Source organism: Bacillus cereus group sp. BfR-BA-01356 (genome assembly GCF_022663635.1).
GTDB lineage: Bacteria > Bacillota > Bacilli > Bacillales > Bacillaceae_G > Bacillus_A > Bacillus_A cereus.
In genome coordinates this window covers 42,008-61,557 of record NZ_JAKUFX010000008.1, presented here as the reverse complement: position 1 = coordinate 61,557, position 19,550 = coordinate 42,008, and the positions used below count along the sequence as shown (strand labels likewise).

Genomic DNA, 19,550 nt, shown 5'->3' with positions numbered 1-19,550 from the left:
TCAAAATGATAATAAAATCTCTTGAAAATCTTCAATTACCTCGGTCTGAGTAAGTTTCTCTATCGTAGTTTGACTAGACATAATATCATATAAAAAATCATAAAGCCTTTGCAAATCTTCATTATTATTGCGCTTTACACTAAATAAAATAATTACTTGTACTTTTTTATCTCCCCAATCAACAGCCTTTTCAAGTGTGCAAAACATCAAAAAAGTTTCCTCACTTAATAACTGCATCGGATGCGGGATTGCAACTGAATTCCCAACCGCTGTCGGAGACGTATTTTCTCTTTCCATAACAGAAGCATAAAAGTTTTCTGGTACATAGCGTTTCTCAGCAGCTTTCTCACATAAAAACTGAATAACATCCTCTTTCGTAGAAGCACTATGATTTAAAAAGATTAAATCTTCCTTAATATAAGGCTGCACACTAGTATTCACATGCGTAAACAACCGCTGACCAATCGATTTAATCTCTTTATCATCAAATATTGAATTCACTTTTATAACTGGAACAGGCAAGCCACTCGGTATATGAATCGTACTAATAATACAATCTATTTTTTCTTTATAAAGATCTTCTACTTTCAATTGATAATAGCCTGTAATACCTACAATCTCTAATTTATCTCGGAACTGTGATAAAATTTTATATTTTAATAGTTGTGCACTTCCTTGACCAGTCGCACAAACTAATAAGCATCTTTTCTTTTGATTTTGCTCCTGCAAACGGCTCATAGCTCCGCCGAAGTGAATTGCAATATAACCAATTTCACTTTCAGGGATCGATTCACCCGTATATTCACCAATGATATCTCCAACGAGAACCGCAATTTCAAAAGCATACGGATAATTCTTTTTCACTTCTGCCAAAAGAGGATTTCTCGTATTTAACTTATACTTCAAACGATTTAATAACGTTTTTAAATGAATACCAAATCCAAATAATAATTCCTCATCATAATAAAAAATAAGATTCCGTTCTTCCGCTACTTTAAAAAGAATATGTTGCATAAATGCATATATATCTTTTCCTAATAGCTCTTCTACATTTTCATAGCGATTTCTCGTTGTAACAGCAGTACTTAATAAATGCATCGTCACATATAATACTTCTTCTTCTGGAAATGAAAATTTTAACTCTTTCTCTAAATCTCCTAAAATTTGCTTCGCAATTGTATATTCTTTCTTTATTATAAGTTCTGATTGCTCCACATGCAGTCCTTTCATATAATGTTGACTTTGACAACGCTTTAATGCGATTGCAATATGAATGACTAAATTATCAATTTCTATATCAGATAAATATATTGTTCCGCCTTCAATATACTTTAATATAATTGAACGAATGAGTGATATATGCGGTAGCGATAAATATGTCTCCGTCTGCTCAAATTGCTCATGAAACGGAGTATGATCATAACGCGGTAAACCATATTGTGATAAACAAGAACGAATATTAAATTCCTCTCCAACAATACGTATACCATAATACGGTCTCTTCTCAATTTGTAATTCATAGCGACCACATATATCTGTAACATCTTTCATAATTAAATTGACCGTTGATTTGCTCACATACATCTCTTCCGCTAATTCTGAAAGCTTCACATATCCCTCTGTCATTAAAACACGCTGCAGAATGTACGCTATTCTTTCTTCATAAGAAGTTGGGATTTTTTCCGTCTGTTTTTGAAATAGACTCACACAAAAGTCTTCAAATTTCTTCTTTTTTATAATTTCTAATTCGTACCCATTCCCTCTTTGCGATTCGATTTTCGCTCCGTTTTCTTCCAATATATCATTTAATAATTTTATATCCTTTTGAATCGTCTTCGTTGATACATGTAAACGGCCTGCTAAAAAAGCTCGATTTAACATCGATTTCTCTTCTAAAAATTCCTCTAAAATAGAAATTAATCGCTGATGCACCTTTGTCATAGCTCTTCCTCTCGCTCTTTATATATAAAGGGGAAAAGCTGCTGAAATCAGTAGTTTTTCCCCTTTATATTCTCTCTATTTCTTTAATGTAAATCCGAATTTATCCCATGCTTGTAAATAGTCTAGTAAGAAAATCTCTTCTTCTACAATTCGACCAACTACATTTGTTTTTCCTGTATTAACCATATCTTTTAATGCAATTTGTAATTCGCCTTTATACTGACCATATTGTTCATTATCAATTAATAAATCTCCACGCTTAATTTCACGCGTATTATGAGGTTTAAACTCTTCTTTTTTATATTTCACACGACTTTGTGTAGAACGAATCATATATTCAGATACATCTCCGCGATAAAAATGTGGTTCGTCTAATACGATAATTCTTTCTAGTTCTGTCGTTGTATCATATATTTCTATATCAAATGTTTGTTTCTCTTTATTTAATGCACCTAGTGCTTGTAATTCTTTTTCTGACGCATATGCGTTTGCAATAATAACATCATCAATTAATTCCGTCGCGAATAAATGTTTCGCCTGTGTTGTCATCGGTAATTCACGATGCTGCTCTAATGTACATAACCCTTCTGTTACTGGCCAAGGTCCGTATGTTGCATCAAATGATGAAATAAAAGCAGCCGTTCTCATACCGTAATCTTTAAATTGTTTCGAGCATTTAATGAAATGATCGTATGATAACCCTGAATAACGATGCGGATAAAAATTATGACAACCAATTAAATTTTCACGATTTGGTCTGTGACTCATAATGTTATCTACATACTTCGTACCATTGCTCATATTAATCTCAATTTTCAAACCATACGGATTATAAGTCATAATTGATTCTTCTAATCCTGAGAAACCGACATCTAAACGAATACCGTACGCACCTAATTCATGGAAGAATGATAAATCATTATACGAAATACCTAATTGTTCAAAAACAGATGGACTAATATCAACTAATACTTGGAACCCTAATGCGTTCGCATGAGAGATCGTTTCTTTAAATTCTTCTATAATTTTCTCTTTTTCTCCATCCACAGATAATAAACATGTGAACACACGTGTAAATCCATATTTACTTGCTAATGTTAAATACTCCTTATCTTTCTCTACTGTTGAATGTTCTGGATAAATAGAAATACCTAATCGTCTCATATGTACACGCCTCTTTCTTCATCATATTGTAAACCTTTTCAAATATATGTAGTGAAAAGTATATATCCCCTTCTTGTTCACTACTCTTTTGAATCCGCTTTCTTTAAAGAAAAAACAATTTCTATCATTCTTAACACCTACAAGTCTATACATCTATACTTTACATCTTTTTTTCATAGTTGTGTAGCTTTTACACAAATTTGTCAGTTTTTCACCTTAAAAATTGTTATCCGTTTTCAAGACACCTTCCTTGACTGTTGCATTGGCCAATACATATACTCGAAAGAAAAGAGAAAATTTTATATAGGGGATGAATATATGGGAGAAGCAATACTCGTAAAACGAGAACCGTTATGGACAAAAGAGTTTGTTGCTTTAATTTTTGCAAACTTATGTATGTTTTTAGGGTTTCAAATGTTAATTCCAACCTTACCTGTTTATGTGAAAGAAATTGGTGGCACAAGTTCAAATATCGGATTTGTTGTCGGTATGTTTACCGTTGCGGCACTTTTTGTTAGACCGCTAACTGGGAACGCCTTGCAAAAATTCAATAAAAAAATCATTTTAATGATCGGTACTGCTATCTGTTTACTCGCTATGGGCAGTTACCTTTTCGCCTCAACTATTTTTCTCTTGCTTGCTGTTCGTATTTTGCACGGAGCTGGTTTCGGTATTACAACGACTACATATGGAACTGTCGTTTCTGATTTAATTCCCTCAGCTCGCCGCGGAGAAGGCATGGGATATTTTGGCCTTTCTGGAACAATTGCAATGGCCCTCGGTCCACTTATCGGACTATGGCTTATGCAAACATATAACTTCACAATTCTTTTTTTATGTGCATTATCGTGCACAATTGTTTCATTAATATTAACGAAACTACTTCAAATCCAAAAAACGAAACAGCCTCCACAACAATCATCTAGTACTTTTCTCGATGGATTTATTGAGCGTAAAGCTTTACTTCCTTCATTATTAATATTATGTATTACATTAATGTACGGAGGAATCGGAAGTTTTATCACACTATTTGCTACAGAAGTCGGCATAGCTGATATTAGTCTCTTCTTTTTATGTAACGCACTAGCAATCGCTGTGACTCGTCCATTCTCTGGAAAGCTATATGATGCGAAAGGCCATACATTCGTCATCATTCCGGGAGTTATTATAACGTTTACAGGTATTATTTTATTGTCGTATACGACGACAATTCCGAGCTTAATTATTGCTGCAGCATGTTACGGAAGTGGTTTTGGAGCGATCCAACCTGCACTACAAGCATGGATGATTGACCGCGTAGCACCGCATCGACGCGGCGTAGCAACTGCTACATTCTTCTCCGCATTTGACCTTGGAATCGGCGCTGGAGCGATTATCTTTGGATTTATTGCTCACTTTACAAACTATGCAACTGTATATCGTTACTCCTCTCTATTACTTATTGCTTTTCTCTTCATTTACATTACAAGCATAAGAAAACAAAAGCATGGCGATAAAAACACGGAAAAAGCTACTGGATAATTCAGTGGCTTTTTTATCATGTTAAAAGAATTGTTTTTCCTCATTTTGCTGTTCTAAAACTACATGCATTTCCCTACATATTTTCTTAACTTTCATCAAAAAATATACGATGAACTCGCAGATACTTTCCTTGATATTCGACTGAACAATATTATTCTAAAAAGTGTGATTTCTTTACAAGATTAAGATTTATACAAGGTAAAAACCAATGAAATGCAGTTGTTTCTTTAAGGGATTGTAAACTTTTCTTTCCTTTGTAAATTTAGTGTAAATTTTACTAGCAAACCGTTTACAGTGACTCAAGGTTCAGTTAATAATTACATCGTACATGAAATTTAAGGAGTGGAATGCGTGGAATATAATGTTCAAGATATGATCTTCCAGTTCATTGGTGGATTAGGTATTTTCTTATTCGGGATTAAATACATGGGCGATGGACTGCAACAAGCAGCTGGAGATCGTCTTCGCGATATTCTAGATCGTTTTACAACAAACCCACTTATGGGTGTACTAGCAGGTATGTTAGTTACTGTATTAATCCAATCCAGTTCAGGAACAACCGCTTTAACAGTCGGACTTGTAAGTGCCGGATTTATGACATTAAGACAAGCAATCGGTGTTATTATGGGTGCAAACATCGGTACGACAGTTACTGCATTTATTATCGGAATTAAAATCGGAGAATATGCTCTCCCAGTTATGGCAATTGGAGCAATCTTACTATTCTTCTTCAAAAATAAAAAAGTACATTCTGTAGGTCAAGTTGTATTCGGTTTTGGTATGTTATTCTTCGGTTTAGAGTTAATGAGTGCAGGTATGAAACCTCTTCGTTCTTTAGAATCATTCCAAGAATTAACAGTTAGCATGAGTGATAATCCAATTTTAGGAATTGTTGTCGGTACAGTCTTTACTTTAATTGTACAAAGCTCAAGTGCAACTATCGGTATTTTACAAGAACTATTCGGTCAAGGTGCAATCGATTTACAAGCAGCTCTTCCTGTATTATTCGGTGATAACATCGGTACAACAATTACAGCTGTATTAGCAGCAATCGGTACTTCAATTGCAGCAAGACGTGCAGCATTAGTTCACGTTATCTTTAATATTATCGGTACAATTATCTTTACAATTTTATTAATACCATTTACAAGTTTAATTCAATATTTCCAAACATCATTAAACTTGAATCCAGAAATGACTATTGCATTTGCACACGGAACATTTAACGTAACAAATACAATCATTCAATTCCCGTTCATTGCAGTGTTAGCATGGATCGTAACAAAAATTATTCGTGGTGAAGATGCAGCGATTGACTTCAAACCACAACATTTAAATCCAATCTTTATTGAACAATCTCCAGCCATCGCTTTAACTGAAGCTCAAAAAGAGATTATCCGTATGGCTGAGTTCTCATTACATGGATTAAAAGAAGCAAATCAATTTTTAAATACACAAGACAAAAAACACGCAAACATGGCTACTCAATTAGAAGGAGCTATTAACAATTTAGATAAAAAAATTACCGAGTATTTAGTTTTACTATCAGAAAAGCCACTTTCACCTACAGATTCTGAAAAACATTCTGTTTTAGCAGGTGTTGTTGGAGATATTGAACGTGTCGGTGATCATGTAGAAAACCTTGTAGAACTTGTAGATTTCCAAATTTCAAACCGTGTTTCACTATCAGATGAAGCATTAGCTGAATTAAACGAAATGCTTGAGTTAACAATTTCAACACTGCAAGACTCAGTTGAAGCTTTAACAAACTTCGATACTGAACTAGCTCAAACTGTTATTGCCAAAGAACGCAAAATCGACCAAATGGAACGTGTTCTTCGTAAACGTCACGTATTACGTCTAAACGAACGCAGCTGTTCAGGTGATGCAAGTATCATCTTCGTCGATATGGTAAGTAACTTAGAGCGCATTGGCGATCACGCTGTAAATATCGCTGACGGTGTTTTAGGTGAACAAGGAAAAATCAATCTAAAACAATCATTATAATAAGAAAGAGACGCTAACTTAAGCGTCTCTTTTTTCATTATATTTTAACAACTGTTCTTCCTTTTAACTTTCCTTGCAATATAAGTGCAAACTTCTTCTCTAATTCTTCTAATGTACATTCTTCTGTATAAGATAGTAACTCTTTATTTCCCCATTCTTTCGCTAAAAGCGTCCAAACATCTCTTCTCACATCTACTGGGCATTGCACGGAATCTATCCCTAAAAGGCTTATACCTCGTAAAATAAACGGATATACCGTTGTTTGTAGTTCCTGGCCTGCCACATTACCGCATGTCGTTACACAACCACCATACTTTACTGTTTTTAAAGCTGTTTCTAGCATATGTCCACCTACAGTATCGATAACTCCCGCGTATATCCCTTTTAACATCGGTCTTCCTGATTCATCATTCAATTCCGCGCGATGAATCACCTTTTTCGCTCCTAGACGTAGTAGCATATCTTCCTCTTCCATTTTTCCTGTCGCTCCTACTACGTTAAACCCTAGCTTACTTAATATACTAACAGCTACACTCCCTACGCCGCCTGTAGCACCCGTTACTAAAACATCTCCCATACTAGGCTTGACTCCTGCTCCAATAAGCTTATATACCGACAAAGCCGCAGTAAAACCTGCTGTCCCATACATCATACTTTCCTTTAATGACATTCCTTCCGGTAAAGGCACGACCCAAGATGATGGCACGCGAATATATTCTCCGAAACCACCAGAGGTATTCATACCTAAGTCATATCCCGTTACAATAACTTGATCTCCTGCTTTAATGGTAGCATCTTCACTACTCACAACCACTCCTGCAGCATCAATTCCTGGCGTATGAGGATATGTTCTCGTAACACCCTTATTACCAGTAGCTGAAAGAGCATCTTTATAATTTAATGAAGAATAATGAACCTGTATTAATACGTCTCCTTCAGGTAAACTACTTACTTCTCTCTCAACAACTTTTCTTACAAACTGATGATTTTCCTTTTCGTTCACAACGATTGCTCGGAATGATGTATGATTCATTATGCTCTCTCCTTTATCCGTCAAATTCTTCTTTATTATATAGAAGAAATAAGTAAGCTTACTCATTTCTTCTTGGCTATATTTCAACAAATCTTACTTCTCTATCACTTTCTCACAATACATATTTTCATTTCTACTAAAACAACTTATACTTATTCTACATCTAAAAAAGATAATATAGAAAATCTGACTTTTTATAAATATATTGAATTTTTACGAAATGTAAATGTTTTGTAATGTTTTTTTTCGCTAAATTTCATTATAATAAGTGGATATGAGTGTCGTATTTCAATCCAAATGAAGGAGTACAGGAAATGGAGCAAAACCCATCTTTGCAAGAAAATACACGCAATAAACCGAAAAAAAATAAGAAAAAAATAAAAATTATTATAAGCGCTATACTATTCGTTTTATTAATAGGCGGCGGTTATACTTGGTTTTTAGTAAATAAAGCATCTTCTGCTGTTCGAAATGCCGCACACGATTTAGCACGCGGTGATAAATCTGATTTACGTGATAAGGCTGTAAAACCTATTACAAACAATGTCTCTGTTTTAATAATGGGTGTTGATGAAAGCGATGTCCGTGGAAAAGAATATGGTGAAGCTATAAGAACAGACGCGCTTTTACTTGCAACATTTAATAAAGATAGCAAAACTGTTAAACTATTAAGTATTCCACGTGACACATATACTTATATTCCAATAGAAAAGAAAAAAGATAAAATTACACACGCTCATGCATTCGGTTCTGCTAAAAACGGAAAAAATGGTGGACCACAAGCAAGCATTGATGCAGTTGAAAAATTAATGAATGTTCCTGTCGATTATTTTGTAAAATTCAACTTTAAATCATTTATAAAAATCGTCGATGACTTGGGCGGTGTTGAAGTTGATGTACCAGTTGAATTTACTGAGCAAGATAGCAATGATAATGCTGAGGCTATTCACCTAGAAAAAGGTGTTCAAAAGCTAAATGGCGAAGAAGCTCTTGCTCTTGCTAGAACAAGACACATCGATAGTGATGCAATGCGTGGACAACGTCAACAACTCGTTATCGAGGCTATTTTAAAGAAACTAACAAGTGTTGGTTCTGTAACAAAAGTTGGCAACATCATTGATGATATTAACGGACAATTCGTTACAAACTTAACATTTGATGATATGCTTTCATTCTATAAATATGGATCGGATTCGGAAATTGAGAAATTACAAATCCAAGGTGATGATTGCTATATGGCAAAAGGTGACGATACTTGTAGCAAATCTGCTGGTGGTGGTCGAACTTACTACTACAATCCAGATAAAAAAGAATTAGCTAATGTTACAAATGAACTTCGTACTCATCTTGGGCTACCTGCATATACAAAGTTTGACTCAGACTCTGATTCGAAAAAGACAAAAGAATCTAAGTCTGAAAATTCAAGTGAACGCGAATCAAGTAACAATGAAGTGAAAAATAAGAACAAAAATAGCAGTGAAGATACAGAAACATCGTCTAACGACAATGAATAGTAAAGAAGCCGCACTCTATGGAGGTAGAGTACGGCTTCTTTTTATTTCTTCAGGATTAAAAATCAGAACTTTCTAACTATCTTTTTTAATATTTTTAAATTATAATAAATAGTAGCAATCTATTCCAATTATCAGGGGGCTCATACATATGAAAGCTGCAGTAAAACATAACATCTCAGATTTTAAAGACTACTTAAAATCCAACGATATATACATGGAAGAAAATATAGATGAAAATGATGGCTCTGTTCATTTTTCAGTAGGATTAGAGACTGAAGCTGGCGCAAAAATTCAACTTATCGCTGCTTTCCAAAACGAACATCCTACGGTGGATATATACTGCTTCAATGTTGCTCACGTACCTGATGCAACATCAACAAATGATATTTTACATGTCATCAATGAATTAAATACATCTTATCGCTTTGCAAAATTCACATTAAATAAGCAAAATGCAATTGATATTTCAACATCTCTTGCATTCTCAGAACCAAACTTTAATCCAGCACTTGTCTTTGAACATACGAGAATGCTATATAAATTAGCGAATGACGAATATAAAAACTTAATGAAAGTTATTTGGGCATAAATAAAAGGATGGGCTGCAAGCAGCCCATCCTTTTATTTCGATATCATATCAATCCACATCTTAACAGCAGTGCCGACAATTAAAATCGATAACATATATTGTAGTACTTTTTGATTTATCCTCTTCCCGACTCGCGCTCCAAGTGGCGCAGCAAATATACTTGCAACTGCAATAATTAGAGCTGGAATGATAACTACTTGTCCAGTAATCACTTTTCCAGTCGTAATCCCTACTGAGGAAATAAACGTAATAGCGATAGATGTCGCTATCGTCATGCGCAATGGTAATTTTAAAATAACTAGCATAATAGGAACTAAAAGAAACGCACCTCCAGCTCCAATAATGCCCGAAACACCTCCTACAATAAACGCTAACACACTTGCTAACCATTTATTATACTTAACTGCTCCACTATTATTTTTCTTCGGTACAAACATCATCATAGCTGCAATGGTCGCCAATACTGTATAAACAACATTTACAGCGTGTTCATCTAATAGATTTGCACTAAAACTTCCTATAAAACTTCCTATTAATATACTAGCTCCCATATACACAACTAACATTTTATTCATATCAGTACTTTTCCGATATGCCCAGGCACCTGCAAAAGTTGCAAAGAATACTTGTACTGCTGTAATACCGCTCACTTCGTGTGACGTATAGCCAGTAAATCCTAACAATACCGGAATATATAAGATCATCGGATAATTAATAATTGCACCGCCAATTCCAACCATTCCTGATATAAACGATCCTATAAACCCAATTATAAAAAGTAATAATAATCCACTCACCTTACATCCCCCTCCTTCTAAAAAGAAGGTGATTAAATGAATAAGTTTACATTCCCATCCGAAGCATCTGCTAAATATGCCCCTACACCTGCAAACTCTACGCCTTCCATAATCTCTTCCTCTTTTAAGCCTAATAAATCTACTGTCATTTGACAAGCTACAAGTTTAATCCCCTGTTCTTTTGCCAAATCAATTAAATCTGGCAAAGGCATTGCATTATGTTTTTTCATAATGCCTTTAATCATCTTTGGTCCCATACCAGCAAAATTCATTTTGGATAACCCCATCTTATCAGCACCGCGTGGCATCATTCTTCCAAATACTTTTTCTATAAATGTTTTCTTTACATTCACATGTTCATCTTTCCTTAAAGCATTTAATCCCCAGAAAGTATGAAAAATAGTAACCTCTTGATCATACGCCGCTGCACCATTTGCAATAATATAAGCAGCCATTGCTTTATCGTAATCTCCGCTAAATAAAACGATTGTTGTTTTCTTCTGTTGTTCCATATTGTTCTCCCTCCAATTACCTATAGGGGTATTTTTATTTATAAAAATTGTTTCTCCCTATTCTACTTTTCCTTCCCAAGCTAACATACCACCTACCACATTGATCACTTGAAAACCGTAACTTTCTAAAAATTGAACAGCTCTTGCACTTCTCCCGCCTGAACGACAAACGATAATATATTCCTGATTTTTATTTAATTCATGCATACGAAACTCTAATAGTCCTAGTGGAATATTACATGCTTCTGGAATTTTCCCTTCAGCTACTTCTTCTACTTCACGTACATCCACAATATTTACCGCTTCTTTACGCAACAATTTTTCTTCTAATTCTTTTGTAGTCATTTCTTTCATTTTAAATTTCCTCCTCACAAACCATTCATACCACCTGAAACGTTTATTACTTGCTGAAACCCTAGTTTTTTCAATACCTTTCCTGCTTGCTTACTTCTCATTCCACTTTGGCAAATAACGATTACTTCCTTATTCTTATCTAATTGATTCGCCTTACTTGCTAGATCATTTAGGGGGATATTTTGAAAGCCTTTCATATGATTCCCTCTATATTCACCTACTGTACGGACATCAATAAAATACTTCCCCTTTTTCCCCACTATACTTTTCAATTCTTTGCCATTTATATTTTGCACACCTTTCACTGGTAAAAATCGTGAAATAACAAACCATGCAGCAAGTACAATGAAAAGCGTACTTAATATTGTGTTCATATAACCAACCTCTCTATATTTACAAAACTATTGCTTCACTACGCCTTCCTAATCCAAAACTTCAGCACATCGCCTTCTTCTTCAAGCTTTACGATGTCATGGCCACATTTATTTGCCCACGCTGGAATATCCTTAACTGACCCTTTATCCGTTACATGTATTTCTAACACTTCTCCAGTTTGTAGAGCATCCATTGCTCTCTTTGTTCTTACAATCGGCATTGGACATGCTAAACCTTTCGCATCTAACACTTGTTTTATATTCATCATCAATTCCTCCATTTTTTATTTATTTCATTATTCGTGCACTGCACAACGATTTGGACCAATCTCCATTTCACGCTCTTTATCCACACTTGGGTGAATTTTACCCATATTGGTTTGACGAATTTCTTCATATGCATTTGGCTGAGGTGGTAAGTTTTCTGTTACAACTTTACGGAACTCTCCCTCATCCTCAATATTTAATCCTGCATTATGCTCAAATAAATCTTTTAATTTTGCACTAACAATACCACTTTCGTTCATTTCACTTATTTTTGAATAATGAGCCGGTAACACAACTAAATTTTGAGATAGCTCTTTATATCGGCTATACAAAGTATTACGTAAATCACTCACCCAATCTTCAGCCTTACCAGCAAGATCAGGACGCCCAATTGAATCTACAAATAAAATATCGCCTGATAATAAATAAGAATCATCTACAATGAATGACGTACTTCCAATCGTATGTCCTGGTGAGTATAATGCGTCAATTACCATTTTAGTACCCCCCACCGTAATAACAGATCCTTCAACAAGCGGTTCGTATGAGAAAACAACTTCCTCTGCATCTTTTGGTGGTAACCAATACGTACCACCTACCTTTTCCGCTAACTTACGTCCTCCAGAAATATGGTCTGCATGTAAATGTGTATCCATTACATTCGTAATCGTAACGCCATGCTCTTTCGCAAATTCTTCATACGCTTCAACTGTTCTTACTGCATCAATAACTGCTGCTTCACCGTTTGAAATGACCATATAAGATAAACAGCCTTTTCCAAGACGGTTAAACTGATACATACTTCCGCCATTTTTTAAATCTCCAACTTTTACAGGCTTTACATGTTCACTCCATGCCTTCATACCACCAGCTAAATAATAAATATTTTCTAATCCAGCCTCTGTTAACTGCTCTGCCACAAATATAGAAGACCCTTCTTTTGCACATACTACTAAAACATCTTTATCCTTAGGTAATTCACTTACAATATGTTCTACACCATCTAACAAATCAAAATAAGGTTTATTAATAGAAGAAACTTGTTTTCCTTCAATTTTCCAATCTTCATAATCCTTCTCATTACGAACATCTAAAATAAACAACTCTCCGAATAAAACTTTCTCTGCAACATCTTTCGCTTTTAACGATTTAACACTCATTTAATTACCCCCATAGGTATATTTTCATTTAAAAAATTTTATTTTTTCACATTCCCTTGCCACTCTAACATACCTGGAATGACATTTTTCACATTTGCATAACCTTGCTCTTTCAACATGTGGCAAGCTACATCACTACGGTTACCAGTTCGGCAAACAACATAAATTTGTTTCGTCTGATCTAACGCTGCACTGTCTAACTCTCCTAACGGCATCGAAATGGCCGATGGAATATGACCAAAAGCGAATTCCGCTGCTTCTCGAACATCTAATACAATACACTCTTCCTCACTTAATAATATCTCTTCCAACTCTGCATTCGTAATTGTATGAGGATACTTTGCTACTTCATTCACTTCATGCTCATGCGCTTTCCTAATGTAATGCATCAAAACATCGCCCTCTTGTTTCGTCCCGATATATTGATGTCCTACTTTACTCGCCCAACTTTTTATATCTACCGTAGAACCTTTATCTGTTGCCTTAACTTCAATCACTTGCCCTGGTGCTAATCCCTCTATCGCCTTCTTCGTTTTCACAATCGGCATCGGACAAGCCAACCCTTTACAATCTAAACTCATATCCACTTTTATACTCATAATCGATTCCTCCACAATTTATATACATATACCTGTAGGGGTATATTAAAATGTTTTTGAAAATCTGTCAACAATTATGTTTGACAGATTATCGGCTTTTTACAAGTAATTGAACAGCTTCTTTAATTAACTCTTCATTTGAACCATTACCAATTTCAAACTGTTCACGCAAACATTGCTCTAAATTCGTTCCAACAACGAGCCCAATTGTACGATCAAGGGCAGAACGAGATGCCGTTAACTGTGTAATAACTTCTCGGCAATCCTTTCCTTCTTCCATCATACGAAGCACACCACGAACTTGACCTTCAATACGTTTCAATCTATTTTTCATATCTTGATTATATTCCATCCTATAATCACCTCATTACCATTATGTCACTATTTATAACCTATGACAATATATTATACCCTATAGGGTACTTTGTAAACCCCTATTTTAAATTTTCACCTTATATGTTCGCAAAACAAAAAATAAAACCTTAATCTATAAGTTTTTATCTTCCACTAAATCTTGAAGTAGCAGATGAAAAATATCAATATACAACACGTTCTGGCAGTACTGTCCCATACAATTTAAAACCACCATCTACATTCTTTACCTTATATCCTTTTTCCATTAACATGCGCGCTGCAACATACCCTCTCATACCAAGTTGACAAGTGATATATATTTCTTTGCCCATTGGCACTTCATCCAATCGATCACGTAATTCATCTAACGGAATATTAATAGAGCCTTTAATCATTCCTTGTTTTAGTTCATTGGGCTCCCGAACATCTATAAGATATCCACCATTGTCAACAATACGATCTATTTCATGCCATTGTACCGTTTCCACAAAACCATCTACTATATTACTTGCGGCATACCCCACCATGTTTACTGGATCTTTTTCAGAAGAATACGGCGGGGCATATGATAATTCTAAATCTGGTAAATCGATTACAGCTAAGTTTGCCTTCATTGCCGTCGCGATAACATCTATACGCTTATCTACCCCGTCACGCCCTAAAGCCTGTGCTCCGTAAATCTTTCCGCTATCTTTATTAAAAATTAATTTTATTAGCACTGGCGTAGCATTCGGATAGTATCCTGCATGAGAATTTGCCTGTACATGTACTACCTCATAGGGTATATTTAATCGTTTTAATATTTTCTCATTTACTCCAGTCGAAGCAACTGTTAAATCAAAAACTTTAGCCACAGAAGTTCCCATCGTACCTTTATATAAAGACTCCGTATGGCCATGAATAATATCTGCTAACATACGACCTTGACGATTAGCGGGCCACGCTAAAGGAATCATCGTTTCTGTTTCTGTAACAAAATCTTTCACTTCAATCGCATCACCAATTGCATATACATATGGGTCAGATGTTTGAAATTTCTCATTTACCTTTATCGTTCCTCTAACTCCTAATGATAATCCTGCATCTTTCGCTAAACTACTCTCTGGTTGTACACCAATTGCTAAAATAATCATATCTGTTTTTATAACTGAGCCACTTTTTAAACGTACAACAGTCCCATTCTCTTCTAACGCATCTACACCATCTTCAAAAACAAGCTCAACATTGTGCACCTTCATATGCTCATGTACATATGCCGCCATTTCGTAATCAATTGGTGGCATCACTTGATTTGCCATCTCTACAAGAGTAACCTCAATCCCGCGTTCTCTTAAATTCTCAACCATTTCCACTCCAATAAATCCTCCACCAATAACCGTCGCATGACGTGGTTTCTTCTCATCAATATACGCTTTTATACGATCTGTATCAGGTACATTTCGTAACGTAAACAACGCCTTCGCTTCTTCAATGCCCGGAATAGGTGGAACAATTGGTTTCGCCCCTGGTGAAAGAATCAAAACATCATATTCCTCGTTATATGTTTCATCTGTAGTTACATTCTTTATCGTAATTGTTTTCTCTTCTTTATTAATCTTTACAACTTCACTCAATACACGTATATCTAAATTAAAACGTTTTGACATCCTTTCAACAGTTTGTACTAATAACTTTTGTCTTTCTGTAATGACACCGCCAATATAATATGGCAATCCACAGTTTGCGAACGAAATGTATTCACCGCGTTCAACCATAATAATTTCATCTTCCTCACTTAAACGACGAAGCCTTGCAGCTACTGATGCCCCGCCAGCAACTCCGCCTACTACAACAATTTTTCTAGACATATTTCGAACCTCCATATTATTTAATTTTCTCATGCATCACACAGAAAAACCTATACCTGTATGGGTATATGATAGAGTATAAAAAATTTATTTTCAATCAATATGTCTTTCTTTCACAAATTTGAAACAAAAAAAGAACTTAGATATTTCCAAGTTCTTTACGAATGAAGCCATCCATCGTTCTATCGTCATACTTCCTATAATCTCTTTGTAAAACTATACTCCATGTTCCCGCCTAGGGCTGCCGCTGTATCACCAGTTTCTCTAAAATCATGTGTATATATTTTTTCAAATGAACCGAAATCTACTTGCTTATAAAATTCAAAACAAGGGAATCCATCATGCTCCCCTTGAATATCAATACTACCATCCTGTTTCACACATACATTTAATACATAATCCACAGGAGGTGCATATACATTTAATGGATTACTTGCACTCGCACTCATTTTGAATTGCACACCTTCAGAATTCCATGTGATATCAGTGCACACAATATTTTCTGTACTTGCTTTCCCTGTTCTTTTACTCACAGAACCATCTGGACTTGTAATCTTCTCGGTCGTAATACCCGTGTTCGCATATGAAAACACTTCTTCTTTATAGAAATCAACTACTACCTCTTGCTCAACTCTAGAGCGCATCGCATTTACCGCATACGGTGTGAATTCACGTGAATCACCTTCGAATTGAATTACTTTTCCTGTTTCCATATCCTTCTTAGCCTCAGTCCAAGACATTGGAATAAATACACTGGCTCTAATTTTCACGATATTAGTCATAAGAAACACCTCTATAATTTTATTTTAGATGCTGAATGCTTATTAAATAAAACAGACCATAATTTCAATCCTAAAACCAATAGATTTCTCTTTTACTTTTCTATTTCCTTCTAAAAAATAACGCTATATTTATGTTTAGACTGTCGTTTTAAAGCTATATTCCATCTCTCCAGCTAGTGCTGCTGGGGTATCATCCGTTTTTCTGAAATCATGTGTGTATATCAATTCAAACGAACCAAAATCTACTTGTTTATAAAATTCATAGCAAGGGAAACCATCATGTACACCTTCAATATTCACAGTACCACTTTCATTAGCTCGTATAGTCAAAAAATAATCAGCTGCAGGTGCTGCTGCGTTTAAAGGATTACTTGCACTTGCTCTCATTTCAAATGAAACTTCATCTTCACTCCATACAATATTTGTACATACAATGTTTTCTGTACTTGTTTCTCCCTTTTGATACTCAATTGAGCCATCTGAATTTGTAATCTTCACGGTGACGATACAAGCATCTGCATATGTGAAAATTTCTCTTTTATAAAAATCAATATTCACTTCTTGTTCTAACCTTGAACGCTTTGTGTTCACTGCTTGTGGTGTAAACTCACGTGCATCTCCAGCATATTCAAACACTCTTCCTGTTGCAGGGTCCTTAATAGGTTCCAGCGATGCATATGGTGCAAATACACTCCCTCTAATTTTCACGATATTAACCATGTGAAACCTCCATTGATTCTATATTATATAAATCATTATTTGTTCTACCGACATAATATAGTCAATTTGATTGACTATATTATGTATAGTACAATAGGTATTACATATAGTCAACTTAATTGACTACAAGTGCGGAGGTTATATATATGGATCAAACATTTAACGAGTTAGATCTTACATCGCTTTTATCATTATCATTTAGCACATTAATTACTGAGCTACATGATAAATTAAGTGAATTAGGATTTGAGGATATTAGGCCAGCACATGGTTTTATGTTCAAACGCATCCTTCCTAATGGGGCAACTGGTATAGAGCTAGCTGAGTATTTAGGGATTTCCAAACAAGCTATAAGTAAAATGGTGGATTCTCTTGAGAATAGTGGCTACGTTACACGTAAAACACACCCTACTGATAAAAGGGGTAAAATCATTGTTTTAACCGAACGTGGTTTAGCAGTAATGAAAGCAAAAGAAGAAATAGTAGCTGAAATAGAGCAGCGCTGGATTGAAAACATAGGTACAGAACGAATGCAAATGCTAAAAGAAGATTTAACAACATTCGTTACTAAAGAAAATACAGAGAAATTATCATCAAATATACGACCTGTCTGGTAAACAAAAACGAATCCATTTTAATTCATCTTCTTCAAAATGGATTCGTTTTTCTATAGCTGTATTAAAAATCATGAATTTCTTTACATTTTATTCTACTGAATATATTTTTTACGCGGTATATAATTCCATAACTCTCTTCACAACCAACTCCGCTGTATTCTCCTCCGATGGCATCAATAAATTCGTAACCGGTCCATACACAACAGGGTTTAATTCCACTTCATACCCACCATATGAGAATTCTTCCTTCGTTGGTAAGTAACCAATATATCCATTCGTATATCCACCAAAGAAAGCTAATTCATTTTGAAGATTCTCTTTCACTTCTAATGCCGTTTCCGAAAAAGGTTCCATCGGTACACCTGAAAACATACCATCATTAACTTGAAACAGTTGCACTTCTAAATTGATACTTAACTGCCGAATACCTTGCTTATATTTCTCTAAAACGATAGTAAGCCATTCATCCGTATTCACACCCCACTGCTCTTCAGCTAACTGGGCCATGCTTCGTATCTCATCAATTTCAGGAATATCCTTCAACTTCATTTGCATCGTACTCGAAACTGTTCTTACATTTACAATCGGGCTATAAATAACTGTTGGAAGCATCGTTAATATATGTCCACTAAGTATGTGAGCCATTTGTTTTAATGCTTTCCTTGAACCTCGATACTTCGCATTCACATTACCAGCAGCACCTTGAACAATCATAACAGGACAATTTACGGTCTTCTCAAGAATCTCTCTTGTCATCCCCGGATAGTCTGCTGATAATACATCACTATCACCTTTTAAAACATTCGGATGCGCCGTACAAAATACTACAATCCCAGATAACTCCTTCGTTTCAGCATCTCTTATTGCTAACATGCCAATTCGTTTATCTACAACACCACCTATATTTGTGCCCATCTTTGCTCTTCCATCAGATGTTCGCTCTCTTCGGTTGACCCCAATATCACCTGTCGTAACACCCCAGCCTACTTCGCATCGCTTCAAGTTTTTATTCGCAGTAACAGCACCGTGTACTACATTATTTACTAAAATCGTTTTATACGACTGTACGAGCGGATTATCACCGACCGTTTCTGGACCAGAGTGGGTATGTGTATAAACAACTGTTATTTGCTCAAATGGAACATGAAGTTCTCTTGCTACTCGCTCACGAATCATATTCGTATCTTCTATTAACATTCCAATATTATCAATGCTTATAAACACAGTTTTCATTTCATCTTTTTCAAATACAAAAACCGTTCCATAAATACGTTCTTCAATATTATTTATTCCTGTCTCTCTATGGTATCCGACAAAATCAATACCTATAGGCGGCGTAATATCCACCTTACCTACCCCTACTTTGCCCATTTGAACCTCTCCATTTCTCTATGTAAC

At 35.2% G+C, this 19,550-nt stretch carries 20 protein-coding genes; 5 read left to right on the top strand and 15 right to left on the bottom strand.

What is annotated here, in order from left to right:
• On the bottom strand, positions 1-1,941 hold the full coding sequence (locus tag MR168_RS05220; protein WP_086411490.1) for a BglG family transcription antiterminator: 1,941 nt from the start codon (positions 1,939-1,941) through the stop codon (positions 1-3).
• A 75-nt stretch (positions 1,942-2,016) separates the two neighbouring features.
• Positions 2,017-3,105, bottom strand: a complete 1,089-nt coding sequence (locus tag MR168_RS05215; RefSeq protein ID WP_049108233.1) for a DUF871 domain-containing protein — start codon at positions 3,103-3,105, stop codon at positions 2,017-2,019.
• Between the two features lie 318 nt (positions 3,106-3,423).
• Here MR168_RS05215 and MR168_RS05210 point away from each other — a divergent pair, with 318 nt between their 5' ends.
• Together MR168_RS05210 and MR168_RS05205 are read left to right on the top strand one after the other, a co-directional pair.
• On the top strand, positions 3,424-4,626 hold the full coding sequence (locus MR168_RS05210) for an MFS transporter (RefSeq protein WP_086411491.1): 1,203 nt from the start codon (positions 3,424-3,426) through the stop codon (positions 4,624-4,626).
• 351 nt (positions 4,627-4,977) lie between these two features.
• Positions 4,978-6,633 (top strand): Na/Pi cotransporter family protein, encoded by a 1,656-nt coding sequence (locus tag MR168_RS05205; protein ID WP_000456269.1) that lies wholly within the window; start codon positions 4,978-4,980, stop codon positions 6,631-6,633.
• Between the two features lie 37 nt (positions 6,634-6,670).
• Here MR168_RS05205 and MR168_RS05200 read toward each other — a convergent pair whose 3' ends face one another.
• Positions 6,671-7,666 (bottom strand): YhdH/YhfP family quinone oxidoreductase, encoded by a 996-nt coding sequence (locus MR168_RS05200; protein ID WP_017656918.1) that lies wholly within the window; start codon positions 7,664-7,666, stop codon positions 6,671-6,673.
• Between the two features lie 314 nt (positions 7,667-7,980).
• Here MR168_RS05200 and MR168_RS05195 point away from each other — a divergent pair, with 314 nt between their 5' ends.
• Entirely contained in the window at positions 7,981-9,180 is a 1,200-nt protein-coding gene (locus MR168_RS05195; protein WP_000437390.1) for an LCP family protein, read from the top strand.
• A 148-nt stretch (positions 9,181-9,328) separates the two neighbouring features.
• Complete coding sequence (locus MR168_RS05190; protein WP_000642362.1) at positions 9,329-9,769, top strand: hypothetical protein; 441 nt, start codon at positions 9,329-9,331, stop codon at positions 9,767-9,769.
• A gap of 32 nt (positions 9,770-9,801) precedes the next feature.
• Here the strand turns inward: MR168_RS05190 and MR168_RS05185 are convergent, their stop codons facing one another.
• From MR168_RS05185 to MR168_RS05135, 11 genes are all read right to left on the bottom strand, one after another.
• Positions 9,802-10,566, bottom strand: a complete 765-nt coding sequence (locus tag MR168_RS05185; RefSeq protein WP_086411492.1) for a sulfite exporter TauE/SafE family protein — start codon at positions 10,564-10,566, stop codon at positions 9,802-9,804.
• Between the two features lie 32 nt (positions 10,567-10,598).
• A complete protein-coding gene (locus MR168_RS05180; RefSeq protein ID WP_000437742.1) occupies positions 10,599-11,078 on the bottom strand; it encodes a DsrE/DsrF/DrsH-like family protein in 480 nt (159 codons plus the stop codon).
• A gap of 57 nt (positions 11,079-11,135) precedes the next feature.
• Entirely contained in the window at positions 11,136-11,432 is a 297-nt protein-coding gene (locus MR168_RS05175; protein ID WP_000661810.1) for a rhodanese-like domain-containing protein, read from the bottom strand.
• A gap of 14 nt (positions 11,433-11,446) precedes the next feature.
• A complete protein-coding gene (locus MR168_RS05170) occupies positions 11,447-11,806 on the bottom strand; it encodes a rhodanese-like domain-containing protein (protein WP_086411493.1) in 360 nt (119 codons plus the stop codon).
• A gap of 38 nt (positions 11,807-11,844) precedes the next feature.
• On the bottom strand, positions 11,845-12,075 hold the full coding sequence (locus MR168_RS05165) for a sulfurtransferase TusA family protein (RefSeq protein ID WP_002093886.1): 231 nt from the start codon (positions 12,073-12,075) through the stop codon (positions 11,845-11,847).
• Positions 12,076-12,102: 27 nt separating this feature from the next.
• Positions 12,103-13,233: an MBL fold metallo-hydrolase gene (locus MR168_RS05160; protein WP_006914917.1), complete on the bottom strand. Its 1,131-nt coding sequence runs from the start codon at positions 13,231-13,233 to the stop codon at positions 12,103-12,105.
• A gap of 38 nt (positions 13,234-13,271) precedes the next feature.
• Entirely contained in the window at positions 13,272-13,832 is a 561-nt protein-coding gene (locus MR168_RS05155) for a sulfurtransferase TusA family protein (RefSeq protein ID WP_086411494.1), read from the bottom strand.
• An 88-nt stretch (positions 13,833-13,920) separates the two neighbouring features.
• Positions 13,921-14,184 (bottom strand): metal-sensitive transcriptional regulator, encoded by a 264-nt coding sequence (locus MR168_RS05150; protein WP_086411495.1) that lies wholly within the window; start codon positions 14,182-14,184, stop codon positions 13,921-13,923.
• Between the two features lie 184 nt (positions 14,185-14,368).
• Complete coding sequence (gene cdr / locus MR168_RS05145) at positions 14,369-16,033, bottom strand: CoA-disulfide reductase (RefSeq protein ID WP_242291201.1); 1,665 nt, start codon at positions 16,031-16,033, stop codon at positions 14,369-14,371.
• A gap of 197 nt (positions 16,034-16,230) precedes the next feature.
• Positions 16,231-16,815: a DUF3238 domain-containing protein gene (locus MR168_RS05140; RefSeq protein WP_006914827.1), complete on the bottom strand. Its 585-nt coding sequence runs from the start codon at positions 16,813-16,815 to the stop codon at positions 16,231-16,233.
• Positions 16,816-16,950: 135 nt separating this feature from the next.
• A complete protein-coding gene (locus MR168_RS05135) occupies positions 16,951-17,535 on the bottom strand; it encodes a DUF3238 domain-containing protein (protein WP_000247265.1) in 585 nt (194 codons plus the stop codon).
• 146 nt (positions 17,536-17,681) lie between these two features.
• Here MR168_RS05135 and MR168_RS05130 point away from each other — a divergent pair, with 146 nt between their 5' ends.
• Positions 17,682-18,152 (top strand): MarR family winged helix-turn-helix transcriptional regulator, encoded by a 471-nt coding sequence (locus MR168_RS05130; RefSeq protein WP_000372890.1) that lies wholly within the window; start codon positions 17,682-17,684, stop codon positions 18,150-18,152.
• A gap of 108 nt (positions 18,153-18,260) precedes the next feature.
• Here MR168_RS05130 and MR168_RS05125 read toward each other — a convergent pair whose 3' ends face one another.
• Entirely contained in the window at positions 18,261-19,523 is a 1,263-nt protein-coding gene (locus tag MR168_RS05125) for a neutral/alkaline non-lysosomal ceramidase N-terminal domain-containing protein (RefSeq protein WP_006914822.1), read from the bottom strand.
• Between the last annotated feature and the right edge of the window lie 27 nt (positions 19,524-19,550).

Excerpts from the sequence above, each read along its gene's own strand:
- MR168_RS05135 (WP_000247265.1), bottom strand. The coding sequence starts at position 17,535 with ATGGTTAATATCGTGAAAATTAGAGGGAGTGTATTTGCACCATATGCA.
- MR168_RS05160 (WP_006914917.1), bottom strand. The coding sequence starts at position 13,233 with ATGAGTGTTAAATCGTTAAAAGCGAAAGATGTTGCAGAGAAAGTTTTA.
- MR168_RS05210 (WP_086411491.1), top strand. The coding sequence starts at position 3,424 with ATGGGAGAAGCAATACTCGTAAAACGAGAACCGTTATGGACAAAAGAG.
- MR168_RS05150 (WP_086411495.1), bottom strand. The coding sequence starts at position 14,184 with ATGGAATATAATCAAGATATGAAAAATAGATTGAAACGTATTGAAGGT.
- MR168_RS05200 (WP_017656918.1), bottom strand. The coding sequence starts at position 7,666 with ATGAATCATACATCATTCCGAGCAATCGTTGTGAACGAAAAGGAAAAT.
- MR168_RS05155 (WP_086411494.1), bottom strand. The coding sequence starts at position 13,832 with ATGAGTATAAAAGTGGATATGAGTTTAGATTGTAAAGGGTTGGCTTGT.
- MR168_RS05140 (WP_006914827.1), bottom strand. The coding sequence starts at position 16,815 with ATGACTAATATCGTGAAAATTAGAGCCAGTGTATTTATTCCAATGTCT.
- MR168_RS05170 (WP_086411493.1), bottom strand. The coding sequence starts at position 11,806 with ATGAACACAATATTAAGTACGCTTTTCATTGTACTTGCTGCATGGTTT.
- MR168_RS05175 (WP_000661810.1), bottom strand. The coding sequence starts at position 11,432 with ATGAAAGAAATGACTACAAAAGAATTAGAAGAAAAATTGTTGCGTAAA.
- MR168_RS05215 (WP_049108233.1), bottom strand. The coding sequence starts at position 3,105 with ATGAGACGATTAGGTATTTCTATTTATCCAGAACATTCAACAGTAGAG.
- MR168_RS05190 (WP_000642362.1), top strand. The coding sequence starts at position 9,329 with ATGAAAGCTGCAGTAAAACATAACATCTCAGATTTTAAAGACTACTTA.
- MR168_RS05125 (WP_006914822.1), bottom strand. The coding sequence starts at position 19,523 with ATGGGCAAAGTAGGGGTAGGTAAGGTGGATATTACGCCGCCTATAGGT.
- MR168_RS05130 (WP_000372890.1), top strand. The coding sequence starts at position 17,682 with ATGGATCAAACATTTAACGAGTTAGATCTTACATCGCTTTTATCATTA.
- MR168_RS05165 (WP_002093886.1), bottom strand. The coding sequence starts at position 12,075 with ATGATGAATATAAAACAAGTGTTAGATGCGAAAGGTTTAGCATGTCCA.
- MR168_RS05180 (WP_000437742.1), bottom strand. The coding sequence starts at position 11,078 with ATGGAACAACAGAAGAAAACAACAATCGTTTTATTTAGCGGAGATTAC.
- MR168_RS05220 (WP_086411490.1), bottom strand. The coding sequence starts at position 1,941 with ATGACAAAGGTGCATCAGCGATTAATTTCTATTTTAGAGGAATTTTTA.
- cdr (WP_242291201.1), bottom strand. The coding sequence starts at position 16,033 with ATGTCTAGAAAAATTGTTGTAGTAGGCGGAGTTGCTGGCGGGGCATCA.
- MR168_RS05195 (WP_000437390.1), top strand. The coding sequence starts at position 7,981 with ATGGAGCAAAACCCATCTTTGCAAGAAAATACACGCAATAAACCGAAA.